We start from the raw sequence: 19180 nt of genomic DNA on the forward strand, positions 1-19180 counted from the left end.
AATATCTCAATATATATTGAAATGAAAAGAGCGAGCCTCTGACCCTTTTGGGAGCATCCCCATGACCAGGCGGACATGAGCGGAGGGGGGCGAACCCCAACATTGGATTACGAAACCGCCACATGGCTTCATATCAAGGCGCGTGGGCTTATCTCCGATAAGGGTTGCGGACGGATGAGGCATGGCGGATCTGGACATTTTTCCCCGCGGAATGGCGATGATGCGGCGTCGAGCGCGGCGCCGCTGGCTCGCGCGGATTTTTCTCACGCTTTGTCTGCTGCCGCTCAGCGGGTGCGGGGCGCTTTCGGGAGGATTTCTCGGCGGGCCGGCGGGGCGGATCGCCAATCTCGAACATCATGAATTTCTGATTGTCAGCGTCATTCTCGTCCTGGTCTGGCTTCCGGTTTTCATTCTGGTGCCGTTGATCGCCTGGCATTATCGCATCTCCAACGAACGCGCCGCCTATCGCCCGCAATGGGGGTTCAGCTGGATTCTTGAAGGGCTGATCTGGATTCCGCCAACCTTGGTGGTGGTTGTTCTCTCGGTTCTGCTGGTGCGTTACACGACCCGGCTTGATCCCTACAAACCCGTGGCCAGCGCCGCGCCGGCCTTGCAGGTGCAGGTGGTGGCGCTGGATTGGAAATGGTTGTTTCTGTATCCCGCGCAGCATATCGCGACGGTCAATCAACTGGTCGTTCCCGCCGGCACGCCGGTGGAATTTCAGATGACCAGCGGCACCGTGATGCAATCGCTGCTGATGCCGCGCCTCGCCGGGCAGATTTTCGCGATGGCCGGCATGCGCACCCGGTTGAATTTCGAAATCGACAAGCCCGGCACCTATTTTGGCGAAAATACCCAATATAACGGCGACGGATTTCATGCGGATAAATTCACCATTCAGGCAATGACGCAAGCGCATTTCACCAGCTGGGTGGCGCAGGCGCAGACGAGCAATGCCGCCATGAACGCGGCCGCCTACCAGACATTATCCCGGCAATCGCTGGTCGATCATCCCTTGGTCTTTGGTCAGCTCACCCCGGATCTGTTCAAGGATATTTTGGCGCAGAAAATCCAGCCCGGATATCTCGCCCAGCATCACGAGGCCGGCGCACATGGATAGCATGGTTTGGCATATTCTCTTCGGCCGGTTCGTCTGGATCGATCTGCCGGTGGTGAAGGCCTGGCAGGATCCGACGATCAGCAACATCATCGCCGGCGCGGCGGCGATGATCGCCGTGTTCGGCGCGCTGGCGGGGCTTGGGCTGATCACCTGGCTGCGCAAATGGCGCTATCTCTGGAGCGAATGGTTCACCAGCCTCGATCATAAGCGCATCGGCATCATGTATGTCTGCCTGGCGGTGGTGATGATCGTGCGCGGCGTCATCGAAGGGGTTTTGATGCGCGTGCAGCAGGACCTCGCTGTGAACGCGCCTGGGATTCTCGCCCCCGATCATTTCGCGCAATTCTTCAGCACCCACGGCACCATCATGATCTTCTTCGTAGTGATGCCGTTGATCTCCGGCCTGGTGAATTTCGCCATGCCCTTGCAGATCGGCGCGCGGGATGTCGCGTTTCCCTTTCTCAACTCGATCGGGTTGTGGCTGTCGGTCGGCGGCGCGGTGCTGGTGATGGTCTCGCTGGTCATCGGCGAGTTTTCCACCGGCGGCTGGAGCGGCTATCCGCCCTACACGGAGCTGGCCTTCAATGGCGGCGTCGGGCCGGATTACTGGATCTGGGCGGTGACGATGAGTTCACTCAGCGCGATGCTGACGGGATTGAATTTCGCCGTCACCATCTACAAGCTGCGCGCGCCGGGGATGAGCTGGATGCGCCTGCCGCTCTTCAGCTGGACCGCCCTGTGCACCGCGATTCTGATGATCTTCGCGATGCCGCCGCTGACCGTCGCGACCTTGCTGCTCGCCGCCGACCGTTATCTGGGCATGCATTTCTTCACCAATGATCTCGGCGGCAACATGATGAATTACGTCAATCTGTTCTGGCTGTTCGGCCATCCGGAGGTGTATATTCTCATCCTGCCGGCCTTTGGCGTCTATTCCGAAGTGGTTTCCGCCTACTCGTCCAAGGAGCTTTACGGCTATGTGTCTCTGGTGATCGCGACCATGGCGATCGGTGTGTTGTCTTTTACCGTCTGGCTGCATCATTTCTTCACCATGGGCCAGAGCGCGAATGTGAACGCGTTTTTCGGCATCGCCACGATGTTGATCGGCATTCCCACGGGCGTTAAACTTTATAACTGGACCTGGACGATGTTTCGCGGCCGCGTGCGCTATACCGCGCCGATGCTGTTCACGCTGGCCTTTCTGATCACCTTTGTCATTGGCGGGTTGAGCGGCATCATCCTCGCCACGCCGCCGCTCGATTACATGATGCACAACACGCTGTTCCTGGTCGCGCATTTTCATAACATGCTGATTCCGGGAACGTTATTTGGCATGATCGCCGGGTGCCAATATTGGTTCCCGAAAGCCTTCGGTTTTCGGCTGGAAGAAAAATGGGGCAAGCGGGCGGTGTTTTTCTGGGTGGTCGGATTCTACATGGCCTTCATGCCGCTCTATGTTCTGGGGGCGGATGGCGCCACCCGGCGCACGGTGGAATTCAGCAATCCGGCCTTTCAGCCCTGGCTGCTGGTGGCGATGTGCGGCGGATTCCTGATCCTGGCCGGTCTCGCCAGCCTGTTCATTCAGGTTTGGGTGAGCGTGAAAAAACGCGATATGCTGGCGGTGCCCGTCGGTGATCCTTGGGACGCGCGCGGGCTGGAATGGTCGATCAGCGCGCCACCGCCTGAATATAATTTCGTCTCCATCCCGCAGGTCGGCCATCGCGATGCCTTCTACTGGCGCAAGCGCAATCACGGCGCCTACAAGCCAGCGGACCATTACCGCGATATCGAGATGCCGAAAAATACTGGCTGGGGGCTGATCTTTGGCCTCGGCATGGCCGTGTGCTTCTTCGGGCTGGTCTGGCATATCTGGTGGATGGCCATCCTCTTCGGGCTGCTCAGTATCGCCGCCGGTCTGGTGAGAAGCTTTCAGCGTGACTTGCACAAGATCATTCCCGCCGCCGAGATCGAGGCCGCGGATCGCCATTGGCTGGCCATCGCCGCCGCGGCGACGCCGGTTTCGCGCCATCTTGAGGAAACACCGAGCAATGAGGGGCGCGCAATATGGCCGGAGTGAATGAACCGGAATTGCTGCATGCCGGGCTGAATCTGGCAAATCATCCGCCGGAAAAACAGGCGCAGGTGGAGAGCGACGTTTTCGGCTTCTGGGTGTTCCTGATGAGCGATGCGATCCTGTTCGCGCTGCTCTTTGCCATCTACGGTACGATGCTGGATGCCACCGCCGGCGGGCCGGCACCGCATACGGACTTCAAATTCAGCTCCAGCTTTCTGGAAACCTTGGCGCTGCTCAGCAGCAGCTTTGCCTACGGCATGGTCTCGTTGAATTTGAAGCTCGGCGCCTCCCGACGCTGGATATGGGGCTGGCTCGGCGTCACCTTCCTGCTCGGCGCCTGGTTTTTGCGCCTGGAAATCGGCGATTTCACCGACATGGTCGCGCATGGTGAAACCGCGCAGGCGAGCGGCGCGCTTTCCTCTTTCTTCGTGCTGGTTGGCACGCATGGGCTTCATGTCACGTGCGGGTTGATCTGGATTGTCATCATGGCGGTGCAACTCGCCATTCACGGCATCGATGAACGGGTCAAGATCAATCTGATCCGGCTCGGCCTGTTCTGGCATTTTCTCGATGTCGTCTGGGTGGCGATTTTCACCATCGTCTATCTGCGGGGGCTGCTGGCATGAATCGTTTGCGGCCGGTCCTCGGCGATCTTCTTACCTACGCGCTGGGCTATGCCCTGGCCCTGGCGCTGACCTTCACCGCCTTCGCGCTGGTCTATTTCCGCGTAGCCGCGCCGGAGACGATCTTCGCGATCATTCTGGTTCTGGGGCTGGTGCAGATCATCGTGCATATGCGCTGCTTCCTGCATCTCAGCCTGCAGCGCTCGGCCCGGGCCGATCTGATGCTGGTGCTGTTTTCGAGCTTGATCATCGCGCTGATGGTTGGCGGCACGCTGGTGGTGCTGTTCAATCTGCGCGCCAGGATGATGTAGGGAGGCGCTGTTCATGGCCAAACGCATCGAGGATTACGCGATGATCGGCGATGGCCAAAGCCTGGCGCTGGTCGGCCTGAACGGCGCCATCGACTGGCTGTGCCTGCCCCGTTTCGATAGCGATGCCTGTTTTGCCGCCCTTCTCGGCCGGCCGGAGCATGGCAGCTGGGAGCTTTGTCCGCAGCGGCCTGCACAACAGACGCGCCGGCGCTATGCCGGCGATACGTTGGTACTGGAAACAGAATTCCACACCGAGGGCGGGGCGTGCCTGGTGACGGATTTCATGCCGATCCGCGAGGGCAAACATTCAAGCCTGGTCCGCATCGTCTCCGGCTTGTCGGGAGTGGTGGAGATGCGCACGACGCTGCGCGCCCGCTTCGATTACGGCCGGGTGGCGCCCTGGTATAGCCGCGAGGAGGGTGTTCTGGTCGGGCGGATCGGGCCGGATTTGCTGGCGGTGCGCGCCGATATTCCGCTGCGGGAAGAGGCCGGCACGATCAGTGCCGCCTTTCCCCTCGCCGCCGGGCAACAGGTCGTGTTCTGCATGCAGCATGGCGAGTCCACCGCGGCCTTGCCGCCGGCCCTGGATGCGCACGCGCTGCTACGCCAGACCAAGCGCTGGTGGCTGGACTGGATTTCAGGCTTCAAGCATGAAACAGCCTGGCCGGATCTGGTTCGTCGCTCGCTGATCACGCTGAAGGCGCTCACCTACATGCCAACCGGCGGCATCCTCGCCGCCGGCACCGCGGGGCTGCCGGAAAAGCCGGGCGGGCGGATGAACTGGGATTATCGCTATTGCTGGCTGCGGGATTCCACCTTCACCCTCACCGCCTTTCTCAATGCCGGCTTTGAAGGCGAGGCCAAGGCCTGGCTGCAATGGTTGCTGCGCACCATCGGCAATTCGCCGGAGCATATCCGCATTGCCTACCGGGTGGATGGCGGGCGGCATATGCAGGAATGGTGGGCGAAATGGCTGCCGGGATTTGAAGGGGCGTTGCCGGTGCGCATCGGCAATCAGGCCGCGGGACAGAGGCAGCTCGATATTTTCGGGGAAATTATTGATAGCTCCCACCTCGCCGAGCAGGCCGGGTTGGACCGCAATGGCTGGGAAATGGAGATCGAGCAGCGTCTGGTGGAGCATGTCGAGAAAACCTGGCGGACTCCGGATCAGGGCTTCTGGGAATCGCGCGGGCGGCCGCGCCATTATGTCTATTCCAAGGTGATGGCCTGGGTGGCGGTGGACCGGTTCCTGAAGCTGAAAGGCAGTGCCGCGCAGAGCGATCCGGCTTTGCGCACGCGGTTGGAGCGCTTGCGCGCGACGATGCACGCGGAGATTTGCGCGCGTGGCGTGGCACCGAAATCCGGGCATTTCACCGCCTATTACGGCACCAGGCGGGTTCAGGCGGAGCTGCTGCTTTTGCCTTTGGTCGGGTTTCTGCCGGTGGAGGATCCGCGCATCAGCGCCACCATCGCGGAGATTGAGCGTGTGCTGGTGCAAGGCGGGCTGGTCCGGCGCAAGCGGGCACCGCTGTTCGGCGGCGAGGAAGGCTGTTTCATCGCCTGCGCCTGCTGGCTGGCGAGTTGCATGGGGATGCAGAACCGCCATCAGGACGCGCAGGCAATGATGCAGCGCGTCGCCGATATCGCCAATGATGTCGGGCTGCTGGCCGAGGAATATCATATCCCCCGCCAGGCGCTTTATGGCAATTACCCGCAGGCCTTGTCGCATCTGGCCTTCATCAACGCGGCGCTGGGGCTGCGTGGCGGCACCTACCAGCGCGGCGGCGGCTGATGGCTCAGCGGGCATCATCGCTGGCGCGGCAGCTCCAGGCTGGTTCATGACCCCGAACTCATTCCGAATATACCAGCCCAGCCCTGTGATTCTCCGCGCGATACAGCATCTCAAGCGCGGTGGATGAAATCTCTTGCGCACCGCAAGAGCAAGGAAGGAGATGCGCATGGATGCCAGCGCCGGCCAGTTTGGCCATGTCGATGAGTTCCCGGAAAATGGCCTGAAGGAAATAGAGCTGAATGGCGAGACGCTGCTGCTGGTCAAAACCGCGGACGGGATAAGAGCCCTATCCGGCCATTGCCCGCATAACGGCGCGCCGTTGAAAAAGGGCGTGCGGGCGGGCGATAAAATCATCTGTCCTTGGCATAAGGCGGCGTTTTCGCTGGAGTCCGGCAAATGCCTGGCGCCGCCGGCGATCGATGATTTGCAGCGTTACGCGGTGGAGCTGCGCGATGGCATGATTCATGTGCAAGCACGGCCAGCTTCCCAGCCACAGCCTATCCAGCCGGACAGTGCGCCGTGCTTTGCCATCATCGGCGCCGGCGCCGCCGGGTTTTCGGCGGCGCAGACATTGCGTGCCGAAGGGTTTTCCGGGCGGATCGTGATGATCGACGCGCCGGGGCGTTTGCCGTATGACCGGACCGCGCTCAGCAAGGCGTTTCTGGCAAAGACAGAGGGCGCGCATCCGCCGAATTTGCGCGACGAGGGCTTTTACGAACATCACGCCATCGAGCGGCAGAGTGGCGTTGTCGAAGCCTTGGATGTCGAGCAGCGGACGATCCGCCTGCGTGGTGGCGCGGCGCAGCGTTTTGATGCCATCTTCATCGCCACCGGCGGTCAGGCAAAGACGCTGGATGTACCAGGCGCCGATCTGGCAGGGATCTATACGCTGCGCAGCGCGGATGATGCCGAGGCGATCAAGCAGGCGGCAAGCCGTGCCAAACAAGTTGTGATCGTCGGCTCCAGCTTCATCGGCATGGAGGTCGCCGCCGCGCTGCGCCAGCGCGACATCGCGGTGACCGTGGTCAGTCCGGAAGCGGTGCCGTTCGAGGCGCATCTGGGCCGTGAAATCGGCGCGGTGATCCAGAAGCTGCACGAGTCAAAGGGCGTGGTGTTCAAATCCGGCGAGGAGGTGGCGGGCTTCTCGGGCGAAACGGCGGTCAATCTGGTCAAGTTGAAAAGCGGCGGGCATCTGCCGGCGGATCTCGTCATACTCGGCCTCGGCACGCGCCCGTCCACCTCGTTCCTCGACGGCGCCTTCACCCAGAAGGATGGCGGCGTGCCGGTGGAGCCCAGCCTGCGCGTGGCGGATGGCGTGTTCGCGGGCGGTGATATCGCCGCCTTCCCGCTCTGGGGCCAGGGTGAGCGCGTGCGGGTGGAGCATTGGCGTGTTGCCGAACAGCACGGGCGAATTGCCGCTTTGAACATGCTGGCGCGCCCGGCCCGCTTCGCGCAGACGCCGTTTTTCTGGACCATCCATTATGGCCAGCGTTTCGACTATGCCGGGCTGGGGCGGGGCGATGATACGTTAAGCGTGCGTGGGGATCTGCAAGGCGATGGCTTCATCGCCTATTATGTCCGTGACGGCAAAGTGGTTGCCGCCCTTGGCCATCAGCGCGACCAGGAGATGGCCGCGATCATCGAGCTGCTCGACCGCCGCCAGGATTGGAGCGTGGAGGCGCTGCACCCGCAAGGCCAGACGCCGCTTCAGGTTCTGGAGAATTTGTTGAAAGCTTAACGCACCCGCCAATGGCGCTCCAGCCCGCGCGGGCCGGGGCGCAGGCGAAACAGCCCGCCGGCCTGCGGCTCACGGGCCAGGGCAGCATCGTCCAGCCCCTCGCGCGCGCTGGTGATATAGAGCCACTCCAGCGCCTTTCCGGCGAAGCAGCATTTGGTCGGCTGGCTCACCGGCAGCGCGATGGTCGCGGCCAGCGCGCCATCCGGCGCGTAGCGATGCAGACAGAAGCCGCCATGGTTGGCGCACCAGAGATAGCCCTCCTCATCCATCGCCGCGCCATCGGGTATGCCGGGCCCGGGCTGGCGCGCAAACACTTGCCGTTCGCCCAGCGCGCCGATCTCGCGGTCATAGAGATAGCGATAAATCACCCGCTCCTCGCTATGGGAGAGATACATGCTCTGTTCGTCCGCGCTCCAGGCCATGCTGTTGGTGATTTCGGCGAAATCCGGGTAGGCGCGCAGCCCTTCGGCATTCATGTAGCTATAAAGCGCGCCTTTGCGGTCGGTCTGGCGCCCCTCCAGCGGGTCCGTCATCACCCCGACCCAGAAGCGCCCGGTGGAATCACAACCGCTTTCGTTGAAGCGGATCAACGCCGGGTCGAACGGGGCAGGGGCGGCGAGGGCGAGGCGGCCAGTGTCCAGGCTCAGCCAGTGCAGCCCGGTGCGCAGCGCCACCAAGGCGCGCCCCCGCCCATCCAGCGCGAAGCCGCCAATATCGGCGGGCAGATCCCAGCGCCTCTGGCTGTCATCCGTCAGTTTGCGGGCGAACAGGCAGGGCGCCTTGATATCCGCCCAGTACAGCGTCTCTTCCTGCGGTACCCAGAGCGGCGATTCGCCGATGCTGGCGCGGGCATCTTCGACCAGTTCGATCTTCACAGCTCCCCCCTTTGCGCCATGGCCTTGATCCGGTCCGCGGTGCGCAGCGCGATGGCCTGGATGGTGAGCGAGGGATTGACCCCGCCCGTGGTGGGAAACACCGAGCCGTCGCAGATCCAGAGATTGGGAATGTCCCAGCTCCGGCAATCGGCATTCACCACGCTGTCCTGCGGGGTGAAGCCCATGCGTGCGGTGCCGGCGAGATGGTTGGCATCCTCGGTCTGGGCGAAGATGTCTTCCGCGCCGATGGCTTCCATGCTGCGTGTCATCTGGCCGATGGCATGCTGGATCAGCGCCTTGTCATTCTCGCCCCAGGAGAAGCTGATGCGCGGGATGTTCAGGCCATATTGGTCGGTCTCCTCGGCCAGCGTCACGCTGTTGCGCGCATCCGGCAGCGTCTCGCCGACCATTTTCAGCCCGACCTGATGGTTATACTGCATCATCTCCTGGCGCAGCGCCTCGCCCCAGAGGCCGCGCGCGCCGGTCTGGATGAAGCCCCATTCGATCGGCAGCGGCCCTTGCGCCATCCAGCAATAGCCGCCGAAGAAATCTTTCTTGTCCTCGTAATTCCAATGTTCGGTGAGGGTGAGGGAGGGCGGGCCCTTATACCAGCGCACCTCCTCTTGCATCCGCCCGAACACCGCCTGGTTGCTCTGGCTCATCAGATATTTGCCGACCAGCCCGGAGCTGTTGGCCAGCCCCCGCGGATGGCGCGGCGTGGCGGAGTTGAGCAGCAGACGCGGCGTTTCCACCGCGTAGCCGGCCACCACCACATTGCGGGCTTTCTGGAAATGCCAGGCGCCGTCGCGATAGAACCGCACGCCGGTAACGCGGTCCGCCGCGTTCACCTCGATCCGTCCGGCCATGGCGAGGTCGCGGATTTCCGCTCCGGCCTTGATCGCGCGGGGGATCCAGGTGTTCAACGTGCTCTGCTTGGCGTTGGTGGAGCAGCCAAAGCGGCAGAAGCCGCGATAAACGCAAGGCGGGGCCTCACCACGCGGGGCGGAGACAGTGGCCAGTGGCGTCTCCGTCCATTTGATCCCCAGCGCCTGCGCGCCTTTCGCCAGCAGCTTGCCGGCGGCGTTGATTTCATGGGCGCGGTAAGGGTAGCGCGGGCGCTTGGGCCCCCAGGGATAGCTTACCGGGCCGGAGATGCTCAGCGCCTGCTCGGCTTGCCGGTAATAGCCCCACATTTCCCGCCAATCCAGCGGCCAATCCGCGCCATAGCCCAGCAGGCTGCGGCTCTTGAACCATTCCGGGCGGAAGCGCAGCGAGACCATGGCGAAATGCACCATCGAGCCGCCCACCGCCTTGCCGCTATTCTTGCCGCCCATCTGCAGCGGGTTTTCACCGGTGCAGATGCGCTTATCCTGCCAGTAGAGCTTGCCCTGCTCGGTCTCGTCGGAGGCGAAATCCTCCAGCGGGCGGAAATACGGGCCGGCATCCATCGCCACCACGGAAAAGCCGTGCTCGGCGAGCTTGCCGGCCAGCGTGCCACCGCCGGCGCCGGTGCCGATGATGAGGAAATCCACCTCCTCATCCAGCCCGTATTCGCGCATCGGAATCCAGCCGCCTTCGCGGAACACATCCGGCGCCCGCCCGCCGGTGGCGCGCAGCCCCTCAGGCGACATGGCGGTTATGGCGCAGGGCGCGCGCCTCCTGGCCGGGCTTGGCTTCCGCCGCCTCCCAAGGGTCTTTCCGGTCGGCCTCCATGCGCACATAGCCGCGCGGGCTGGCCGGGCCGCCAAAGCCGATCTCGCTCCAGGCGGTCGGGTGGCTGTAATAGGCCTCGACGATATCCGGCAGCAGCCGCTTGGCGAAGAACAGCTTCGGCGGCACCCGCTCCCAATGCGGGCCGTCGCAGGCGCCGTCCTGCATCGCGTGCAGCAGCGCATCGGCGGCGCGATCATTGAGGTCGGCAAAGCCGGCCCCGTGGCGGTTGCGGGCCTCCTGGTCCAACGCCGCCAGCGCGCGCCGCCAGGCCTCGCCATCCCAGGGCATCGGCTCCACCCGGGTGCCGATCTCGCCGGCGCGCAGCATTTTCGCGTCGATCAGCGCCGCAACCGGCACTGGCGGGCGATCCGTCGGCTGCGGGATGATGCGCGCGCAAAGCCGCTCCAGCACCGCGAAGCCGGGCGCATCGAAAAAGCGCGGCTCCCGGGAGACCGCCAGCCGGGCATCCACGGCCGCGCGGGTGGCGTGGTTCCAGGACAGGCCGGCGCGTTTGTTCAGCACGTCATAGCCGGGGAAACGCTCATTCATGCGCCTATTTCCCGTTCGGCAGCACGGAGGCCAGCATCTGCCGGGTGGAGTTCTTCACCACCGAAGCCCGTTCCGGCTCGCGCCAGAGCGAGGAGAGGAAATTCCGCGCATCCTTGGCGGTGATATGCGGCGGCAGCGGCGGCACGTTCGGGTCGGTGCGCATTTCCAGAATCACCGGCCGGTCGGCCGCCAGCGCCTCGTCCCAGGCCGGGCCGATCTGCTCCGGTCTATCGACATAAATGCCCTTCAGCCCGAGCAGCTCGGCATATTTGGCGTAGGGGAAATCCGGGATGGATTGGGTGGAGAGCGTCTTCGCCTCGCCCAGCTGCACGCGCTCCTCCCAGGTGACCTGGTTGAGATCCTGGTTGTTGAGCACCATTACGATGAAATGCGGGGTTTTCCATTGCCGCCAATATTTCTTCACGGTGATCATCTCGCAGATGCCGTTCATCTGCATCGCCCCATCGCCCATGAAGGCGATGACGCTGCGCTCCGGAAACGCGAATTTCGCCGCGATCGCGTAGGGCACACCGGCCCCCAGCGAGGCCAGCCCGCCGGAGAGCGAGCCTTTCATGCCCCGGCGCATTTTGATGTCGCGCCCGTACCAGTTGGCGACGGAGCCGGAATCCCCGGTCATGATCGCGTTCTCGGGCAAGCGCGGGGAGAGCTCCCAGAACACGCGCTGCGGGTTGATCGGGCTGGCCGGCTGCAGGGCGCGGTCTTCCATCAGCTTCCACCAGGAGGCGATATTTTTCTCGATGCTGTTGCGCCAGCCAAGATCCTGCTTCTGCGTCAAGAGCGGCAGCAAGGCGCGCAGCGTGGCCGCGCTGTCGCCGATCAGATTGACCTCCATCGGGTAGCGCAGGCTGAGATTGGCGCCGTCAATATCGATCTGCACGCCGCGCGCCTTGCCGGGCTCGGGCAGGAATTCCGAGTAGGGGAAGGCGGAGCCGATCATCAGCAGCGTGTCGCAGCCTTTCATCATGTCCCAGGTCGGCTTGGTGCCAAGCAGCCCGATGCCGCCGGTTACGAAGGACAGCTCATCCGGCAGCGCCGCCTTGCCGAGCAGCGCCTTGGCCACGCCTGCCCCCAGCCGGTTGGCGATTTCGATCACCTCATCGGTCGCATTCAGCGCCCCGGCGCCGACCAGGATCGCGACTTTCTTGCCCTCATTCAGCACGGCGGCGGCTTTCTGCAGCCCCTCGGCCTCCGGCGTGCGCGCCGGAGTGGCGAAGCCGATGCCGGTATGGGTGGCGCCATGCGCCATCGGCGGGTCGCTGTAAGGCAGCTCCTGCAGATCATTCGGCAGAATCACGCAGGTCACGGTGCGTTTCTCATGCGCGATGCGCACCGCCCGGTCGATCAGATGCCGCACCTGCTCGGGCACGCTCGCCGTCATCACGAACGCGCCCGCCACATCCTTGAACAGATTTTGCAGGTCGATTTCCTGCTGATAATGCGCGCCCAGCGACGTGCGGGCCTGCTGGCCGACAATGGCGACGACCGGCGTATGGTCCAGCCTGGCATCATAGAGCCCGTTGAGCAGATGCACCGCACCCGGGCCGGAGGTGGCGTAGCAAAGCCCGACCTGGCCGGTGAATTTCGCATGCGCCGAGGCCATGAAAGCGGCCATTTCCTCATGCCGCACCTGCACGTAATCCATGTAGGGGAGGGCTTTTTCGAGCGCGATATCCAACCCGCCGACGCCGTCCCCCGGATAGCCGTAAACCCGGCTCAGCCCCCATTCGGACAGGCGCTTCCAGACGAATTCAGATACATTCATGCTCATTGCAAAACTCCGATCAATCCTCGGGATGGTCGCGCAGCAGCGCCAGGGCGGCGAGGCCGGCAAGGGCCAGGCCGGTGAAGCTGGGCGGGGCGGGGATGGGTGGGCCATCAACCGCGTTCTGCCGCCAGTTGCGCCAGCCGCCCATGGCGCGCGAGACGCCGTAAATGTGAAACCCGACACCGGCGATGCCGAGCATCGCGGTCATCCGCAGCCAGAGCCGCGAAAACCAGCGATTTTTGCGGCCATCGCCGAAAGCGGCATTGGCCATCAGCGCGGCGGCGGCGGGCGGCATCGTCACCGGCAGCAGCATTGCGGGGTTTTGGAAGGCGCCGCGGAAATGCAGCAACCCGGCCTCACCGCTGGTGCCAAGCAGGCCGATGGAGGTGACCAGAGACGCCACCCGCCCGGCATTCAGCCCGCGAATTTTCGGCGTGGTGCCCGGCGCCGCGTCGCGCACCCGCTCGCCCAGCAAGCCGAACAGGCCGGAGAGCAAAATCGCCGCCGGCGCCCCGACAGGGCCGGAATAGAACAGATTTTGCCAGCTCAGCCCGCCAGGCTTTTTCATCGCGTTGTAAATGTGAAAGCCGGTGCCGGCGAGGCCGGTGGCGGCGGTGAGCGCGAAAATCGCTTCCCGCTTGGCGTGGCGGCGCTGCTTGTTGTCGCCATGGCCATGCAGCGATCCCGCCAGCGCCGCCAGCGATGTCGCGATCGGCGTCAGCATCGCCGGATTGTGAAAATCCCCGCGATAATGCTCAATCGCGCTGTCCAGCAGCACGGAAATCGCCAGCATCGCCGCGCCACGGTTGAGGCGTTTGGCGGCGAGGACAGCATGTGTATGACGTTGGGCTTGCACGGGCGGTTGCATCCGGCCTCCGGCTTGGGACGTGGTCCACGGGATATGGCGCCTGGGAGGCGTGAGAAAATAGATGCGGCCGTTAACATCCGGCCATTTTTGCGGCTTTGGCCCGCGCCCCGGTGTGGCGGCAGCCGCGACACCCCATCTCCACGAAAGCCCGCCGCATTGCAGGCGGCGATCAAGTTCAGTTGAAAGGAGACGTCCATGCCAGCGAAATTGCTGCACGAGGCAAATGGTTTGCGGGTTTTCTCAATCGTTCTGAAGACCGGCGAGGAAATCATCGAAGCGCTGAATGCGTTCGTGCGCGCGCAACAGGTGGCGGCGGCGCAGATCACCGCCATCGGCGCGTTCAGCGCCGCGATGCTCGGCTATTATGACTGGGCCTCGAAAACTTATTTGAAATTGCCCGTGGATGAGCAGGTCGAGGTCGCGGCTTTGTTGGGCGACGTGGCCCTGGGCGAGGATGGGGCACCGGCCTTGCATCTGCATTGCGTGCTGGCGCGGCGCGATGGCAGCACCAAGGCCGGGCATCTGCTTTCCGGCACGGTACGGCCCACACTGGAAATCCTGCTGACCGAAAGCCCCGCGCATCTGCGCAAGAGACATGATGCTGAGAGCGGTCTGGCGCTGATCGATCTGCCGCATTCGGATTAGAGCAATATGTGTTTAGGTTGACGCGCCAGCGTCAAAATAAACACATGAAATTGCGCGATAAAACAAAATTTAGAGCATCAGGCTAAAAGCTTGATGCTCTAAAGCCGGGACATGAAATGTGACGCGCTGAAATCTGTATTCATCCCGCGTTCGCGCCAGCTCCGCTTCAGGTGGCAGAGCCTGGCGAAGCGTGATACAGGCCGCCGGGCATTTGAACGGGATGAAGATTTATGCAGGCGATGATCCAACCGGCGGCCGCCTTCAAGAGTAACCTGGCGCAATTGCCCGGCATCGAGGGGGTCAAGCGCATCGAGCTGTTCGATGCCGCCGGGGCGCTGGTGGCCAGCATCGAGAACCAGCCGGGCAAGCAAGGCTCCCTGGCCGTCTATCTCTATCTGCGGCAGCTGTTCGGGATGCTGGATGCGAAGGCGGCGGCGCATGGGCTGGCGGTCTTTGCCGAGCATACCGAGGATGCGCGCCAGCGCCCCGGCGCGCATCCGAATATCGACCGGCTGCTGGCGCTGGCGCAGGGGGCGGCGCCGCTGCGCATCGAGGTCATCGCGGCCTGACATGGCTCTCGCCGCGTCAGCCTGAACGCATGCGCCGCTACCGCGCGGCGGGTTGGCTGAGAATATCGCCGATCCGCCGTGACAGCTCTTCCAGATTGAACGGCTTGCTGAGGATTTCGATGGCGTTTTCCAGGCTGCTGTTGAGCACCGATTGCTCCGCATAGCCGGTGATGAACAAGGCCTTCAGCGTCGGCCGGAAGGCGCGCGCGGCATCCACCAGCTGCCGGCCATTGATGCCGCCCGGCAGCCCGACATCGGTGATCAGCAGATTGATTTTCAGATCGGAGCTGAGCATCGCCAGGGCAGAGACGCCGTCGCTCGCCTCCAGCGCCTTGTAGCCGAGATCGTTCAGCACTTCGGTGACCAGGATGCGCACCGAGGGCTCGTCATCCACCACCAGCACGGTCTGGCCGGCGCCGGCGGTGGGCGCGTCCTCGGCCGGCGGCGCGGCTTTGGCCGGCAACGCATGGCCTTCATGCACCGGCAGATAGATGAACAGCGAGGTGCCGCGCCCAAGTTCGGAGGCGATGTCCACCTGGCCGCCGGATTGCTGCACGAAGCCATAGACCATCGAGAGCCCCAGCCCGGTGCCCGAGCCTTGCGGCTTGGTGGTGAAAAACGGGTCGAACACCCGGCAGAGAAGATCCTCGGGAATGCCTGAGCCGGTATCCGCGACACGCAGCACGATATAGGCGCCAGGGGAGAGCGATTTCGCCTTCGCTTCGTCCTCCTCCAGGACCAGGCTGGAGATATCGATCAGGATCTCGCCGCCTTTGGGCATCGCATCGCGGGCATTGATGCAGAGATTGAGCAGGGCATTCTCCATCTGCCCGGGGTCGATCAGCACCAGCGGCCCGCCTGGGGCGGCGTTGGTGTGCAGGGTGATCTCGGGGCCGACCGTGCGCTGGATCAGATCCATCATGTCGCCGACCAGATCCGCGAGGTCGGTCGGCTTCGGCGCCAGGGTCTGGCGGCGGGAGAAGGCCAGCAGCCGGTGGGTGAGGGCGGCGGCGCGCCGTGCCGCGTCCTGGGCGATGCCGACATAGCGGTCCACACCCTGCAACCGCCCCTGGCGCAGCCTTGTCTGCAGCATCTCCAGCCCGGCGGTGATGCCGGTGAGCAGATTGTTGAAATCATGTGCGAGCCCGCCGGTGAGCTGGCCGACCGCTTCCATCTTCTGGCTCTGCCGCAGCGCCTCCTCGACCCGCTCGCGTTCCTGGATCTCGGCGCGCAACCGGCGATTGGCCTCCGCCAGCGCCTCGATATGCTGCTTATGCTGGGTCAGGTCGGTGACCACGCCGCAGAGCAGGTTGAAGCCGCCGTCGCTCGGCAGCGGGCTCAGCGACAAGGCCACGGGGACAGGGTGCTCGGGGCGGACCGCGATGGTCAGTTCGCGCCGCGCCCCCTGGCGCAGCGCCTCACCCAGCACGGCGGGAAACAGCGCGGCATCGGCCTCCAGCGGCACCAGTGTCGCCAGGTTGCGGCCGATCAACGCCTGCTGCGCCGCCGCCAGCATGTCCGCCAGCCGGCGGTTGCAATAGAGAATGGTCCCGGTCTCGTCGAGGGTGAGCGCGCCTTCCTGGATCTCCTCGATCAATACCCGGTAGGGCCGGTCGGCGGCGCCGATGGTGTAGACCTCATGCCCCTGGCTCGCATTGGCCATGACGAAGGCATCGATCTCGCCGCGGCGGATCGCATCGAGCGTCTCCTCGCTCTCCTGCAGCCTCGCTTCCAACGCCCGGATGCGCGCGGTGAGTTCGGCATGTGCCGGCACGTGATCCGGGCCCGTCATCAGCCGGCGCTCTTCGGCCTTACATCCAACCCGACCAGAACCTTATCCGTGTTCGAGAGATCGCCGATGATGCGCTTCAGCGGCGCCGGCAATTTCCTGACCAGGGTGGGGATGGCGAGGATCTGATCCCCCGCCGCCAGGCGTGGATTCTGGATCAGATCGATCACCTCGATCTCATAGCGCCCGGCCAGATGCTCCTCGCAGACCTTTTTCAGGTTGGAGAGCGCGGTCAGGGATTTGCTGGTCTGCCCGGCGACGTAAAGCCGCAGATGATAATGCTCCGGATCGTCCAGCATCGGGTTGGTCTCGTCGTCATGTTCCATTACGAATGTCCACGCATATGGGCTTGAATTTCGCGGTCCAGCCGCAGCTTGTCCTCGCGCGCATCAGCTTCGGCGAGCCGGATGGTCTCCTCCAGCTCCTCGCTATCCAGGGCCGCGCGCAATTCCTCGATCTGGCGCTCCAGCGCGGCCCGCCTTCGGACCACCTCGCGGCGGCGCTGCTCGGTCTCCTGCGCGCGGCGCAGCTTGGCGGCGGCCTCGCGGGCGATCTGGGTGATCCGCGCGGTCCCGGTCATTACACCTTCAGGACCGATATAGGGTTCGATCAGCTCGATGCCAGCATTGCTGATCTGATATTCGCGCACCTGGTTGGAATGGCTCATGCCGCGCGCCTTGAATACATACAGCGTGCGGTTCAGCTCGCCATTCGCCTCGTCATTATCGAGCTTGACCCAGGCATCCATCAGCGAGGAGAGGCCGGTCTCGGACTCATCCATCAGCCCGCCATCGCTGCGCAGCGTGGTGAACAGCCCGGTGATGCCGCGGCTCTTCAGCAGATCGATCATCCGCAGCAGCGTCGCGTGCACTTCGGCGCTGGGGCCGCGAAAGGCGCTGATCGGGTCGATGATGACGACATGCGGCTGGAATTGCTGCAAATCCCGGTTCATCCGCGCCAGATGCATCTCCAGCCCGAACAGGCTGGGGCGCGAGGCCTCGAAGCGCAGCAGGCCCGCTTGCACATGCCGGCTCAGATCCAGCCCGTAGGAGCGGGCATTGCGCAGGATTTCGTCGGCACTTTCCTCGAAGGCGAAATACAGGCAGCGTTCGCCGCGCGCGCAGGCGGCGGCGGCGAAATGCGCGGAAAAGGCGGTTTTGCCGGTGCCGGCGACGCCCGAGACCAGCACGCTGGAGCCACGGTAAAAGCCTTTCTTGCCCAGCATCGCATCCAGCCCCGGCACGCCGGAGGAGGCGATTTCGTCCGAGGCCGGGCGGTGCAGGCCCGAGGAGGTGACCGGCAGCACGCTGATGCCGCCAGTATCGATCAGGAACGGATATTCATTGGTGCCATGCGCGGAGCCGCGATATTTGACCACACGCAGCCGGCGGGTGGTGATCTGGTCGACCACCCGATTATCCAGCAGCACCACGCAGTCGGAGACATATTCCTCCAGCCCCTGGCGGGTGAGCTGGCCATCGCCGCGCTCGCCGGTGATGATCGCGGTCAGCCCGCGCTCCTTCAGCCAGCCAAACAGCCGGCGCAGCTCGGCGCGCAGCAGGGCCTGGTCGGTAAAGCCGGAAAACAGCGTCTCGATCGTATCCAGCACCACCCGCTTGGCGCCGATGGACTCCACCGCGAAGCCGATGCGCAGAAACAGCCCTTCCAGATCATATTCGCCGTTTTCCTCGATCTCGCTGGGGTCGACCCGGATATGGTCGATGGCGATCTTACCCTCTTCGATCAGCGTCTCCAGCTCATAGCCGAGCGAGGCGACATTGGCGGCGAGATCCTGCGCGCGCTCCTCGAAGCTGACGAACACGCCCGGCTCGTCGAACCTGGTGGCGCCATTGACCAGGAAGGTGGTGGCGAACAGCGTCTTGCCGCAGCCGGCGGCGCCGCACACCAGGCTCGGCCGCCCCTGCGGCAGGCCGCCCAGGGTGATGTCGTCGAACCCGGAAATACCGGTCCGCGTCTTGGCCAGACCGGCCGGCGGGGCGGCGTGATCGGAGGAAGGCATGCTCGGCGTGGTCTCCACCTGAAGGGTTAAGCGTCATTTTTGCTGCTGAACCGGCTGCCGCGTGACGTTTCTGCGCACAAAGGTAAGTCATACTGATGTTCATGAAGCTTGGAAATATGGCGTTTCGATAAGTTAATTCCGATGCAATTTGCCCGCTTCGCCGCGACAAGGCGCAAGGGGGCGGTGTCAGCGCCGGCCTTTCGGGCGGGTGGCCAGGACGTTCTTGATCGAAAAGCTTGAATGGATGCGCAGCACCCCCGGCAGGGTGGAGAGGATTTCCTTATGGATCCGCTCGAACTCGCCGGCATTGGCGACCTCGACCCGCAGGAAATAATCCGAGCCGCCGGTCATCAGATAGCATTCCTGGATTTCGGGATGTTTGCGCACCGCCGCCTCGAAGCGGTTGAGATAATCCTCGGTCTGGCGCTCCAGCGTGATATTGATCAACACCGCGATGCCCTGATTGGCGGCCCCGGGCTCGACCAGCGCCGTGTAGCCGCGAATGACCCCCGCAGCCTCCAGCAGCTTCACCCGGCGCAGGCAGGCGGAGGCGGAAAGCCCGACCTCTTGCGCCAGCTGGGCGTTGCTGATGCGGGCATTCACCCGCAGCAGGCGCAGGATATTGCGGTCGATGGCGTCTTGGGTGGGCATGCAGAACCTTCCATTCCTTCGTTGATTCTATCAAAAAATCGGCATCTGCAAAATATC

The 19180-nt window shown here is 63.7% G+C and carries 17 protein-coding genes; 8 read left to right on the top strand and 9 right to left on the bottom strand.

Translation table 11 applies throughout. From position 1 onward, the window contains the following. Positions 1-217 precede the first annotated feature (217 nt). From ACZ46S_RS17255 to ACZ46S_RS17280, 6 genes are all read left to right on the top strand, one after another. Entirely contained in the window at positions 218-1120 is a 903-nt protein-coding gene (locus tag ACZ46S_RS17255; protein WP_295739073.1) for a cytochrome ubiquinol oxidase subunit II, read from the top strand. Beyond that, entirely contained in the window at positions 1113-3197 is a 2085-nt protein-coding gene (locus ACZ46S_RS17260) for a cbb3-type cytochrome c oxidase subunit I (protein WP_464062736.1), read from the top strand. Before ACZ46S_RS17255 ends, ACZ46S_RS17260 begins: the two co-directional genes overlap by 8 nt. Beyond that, complete coding sequence (locus ACZ46S_RS17265) at positions 3185-3820, top strand: cytochrome c oxidase subunit 3 (protein WP_464062737.1); 636 nt, start codon at positions 3185-3187, stop codon at positions 3818-3820. The genes ACZ46S_RS17260 and ACZ46S_RS17265 overlap by 13 nt, the downstream gene beginning before the upstream one ends. Next, positions 3817-4128, top strand: coding sequence for a cytochrome o ubiquinol oxidase subunit IV (locus tag ACZ46S_RS17270; protein ID WP_464062738.1), 312 nt, complete (start codon positions 3817-3819; stop codon positions 4126-4128). Before ACZ46S_RS17265 ends, ACZ46S_RS17270 begins: the two co-directional genes overlap by 4 nt. 13 nt (positions 4129-4141) lie before the next feature. Next, complete coding sequence (locus tag ACZ46S_RS17275) at positions 4142-5920, top strand: glycoside hydrolase family 15 protein (protein ID WP_464062739.1); 1779 nt, start codon at positions 4142-4144, stop codon at positions 5918-5920. A gap of 166 nt (positions 5921-6086) precedes the next feature. Then, entirely contained in the window at positions 6087-7658 is a 1572-nt protein-coding gene (locus ACZ46S_RS17280; RefSeq protein WP_464062740.1) for an FAD-dependent oxidoreductase, read from the top strand. Here ACZ46S_RS17280 and ACZ46S_RS17285 read toward each other — a convergent pair. Genes ACZ46S_RS17285 through ACZ46S_RS17305 form a run of 5 tightly spaced genes read right to left on the bottom strand, consistent with a single transcriptional unit; the run spans position 7655 to position 13437 of the window. Then, positions 7655-8533 (bottom strand): SMP-30/gluconolactonase/LRE family protein, encoded by an 879-nt coding sequence (locus ACZ46S_RS17285; protein ID WP_464062741.1) that lies wholly within the window; start codon positions 8531-8533, stop codon positions 7655-7657. The two genes, ACZ46S_RS17280 and ACZ46S_RS17285, sit on opposite strands and share 4 nt — an antisense overlap. Further along, entirely contained in the window at positions 8530-10164 is a 1635-nt protein-coding gene (locus tag ACZ46S_RS17290) for a GMC family oxidoreductase (protein ID WP_464062742.1), read from the bottom strand. Before ACZ46S_RS17290 ends, ACZ46S_RS17285 begins: the two co-directional genes overlap by 4 nt. Further along, on the bottom strand, positions 10154-10795 hold the full coding sequence (locus tag ACZ46S_RS17295) for a gluconate 2-dehydrogenase subunit 3 family protein (protein WP_295739087.1): 642 nt from the start codon (positions 10793-10795) through the stop codon (positions 10154-10156). Before ACZ46S_RS17295 ends, ACZ46S_RS17290 begins: the two co-directional genes overlap by 11 nt. A 4-nt stretch (positions 10796-10799) precedes the next feature. After that, positions 10800-12578, bottom strand: a complete 1779-nt coding sequence (locus ACZ46S_RS17300) for a thiamine pyrophosphate-requiring protein (RefSeq protein ID WP_464064303.1) — start codon at positions 12576-12578, stop codon at positions 10800-10802. 19 nt (positions 12579-12597) lie between these two features. Beyond that, the gene (locus ACZ46S_RS17305) at positions 12598-13437 is read right to left on the bottom strand and encodes a hypothetical protein (protein WP_464062743.1); all 840 of its coding nucleotides are present in this window, start codon (positions 13435-13437) and stop codon (positions 12598-12600) included. A gap of 207 nt (positions 13438-13644) precedes the next feature. On the opposite strand from ACZ46S_RS17305, the gene ACZ46S_RS17310 reads away from it, so the two are divergent. Then, positions 13645-14094 carry a PPC domain-containing DNA-binding protein gene (locus ACZ46S_RS17310; RefSeq protein WP_464062744.1) on the top strand — a complete coding sequence of 150 codons (450 nt, stop codon included), beginning with the start codon at positions 13645-13647 and terminating at the stop codon, positions 14092-14094. Positions 14095-14333: 239 nt separating this feature from the next. Next, complete coding sequence (locus ACZ46S_RS17315) at positions 14334-14663, top strand: DUF2322 family protein (RefSeq protein WP_464062745.1); 330 nt, start codon at positions 14334-14336, stop codon at positions 14661-14663. 37 nt (positions 14664-14700) lie between these two features. On the opposite strand, the gene ACZ46S_RS17320 is transcribed toward ACZ46S_RS17315, so the two are convergent. The 4 genes from ACZ46S_RS17320 to ACZ46S_RS17335 form a co-directional block, all read right to left on the bottom strand. Next, positions 14701-16455 (bottom strand): ATP-binding protein, encoded by a 1755-nt coding sequence (locus ACZ46S_RS17320; RefSeq protein WP_464062746.1) that lies wholly within the window; start codon positions 16453-16455, stop codon positions 14701-14703. After that, positions 16455-16778: a circadian clock KaiB family protein gene (locus tag ACZ46S_RS17325; RefSeq protein WP_026440490.1), complete on the bottom strand. Its 324-nt coding sequence runs from the start codon at positions 16776-16778 to the stop codon at positions 16455-16457. Before ACZ46S_RS17325 ends, ACZ46S_RS17320 begins: the two co-directional genes overlap by 1 nt. Beyond that, a complete protein-coding gene (gene kaiC, locus ACZ46S_RS17330) occupies positions 16778-18472 on the bottom strand; it encodes a circadian clock protein KaiC (protein WP_464062747.1) in 1695 nt (564 codons plus the stop codon). Before kaiC ends, ACZ46S_RS17325 begins: the two co-directional genes overlap by 1 nt. 186 nt (positions 18473-18658) lie before the next feature. Continuing rightward, positions 18659-19123 (bottom strand): Lrp/AsnC family transcriptional regulator, encoded by a 465-nt coding sequence (locus ACZ46S_RS17335; RefSeq protein ID WP_464062748.1) that lies wholly within the window; start codon positions 19121-19123, stop codon positions 18659-18661. Positions 19124-19180: the final 57 nt, after the last annotated feature.

The sequence above is a fragment of the Acidocella aluminiidurans genome (assembly GCF_055383125.1).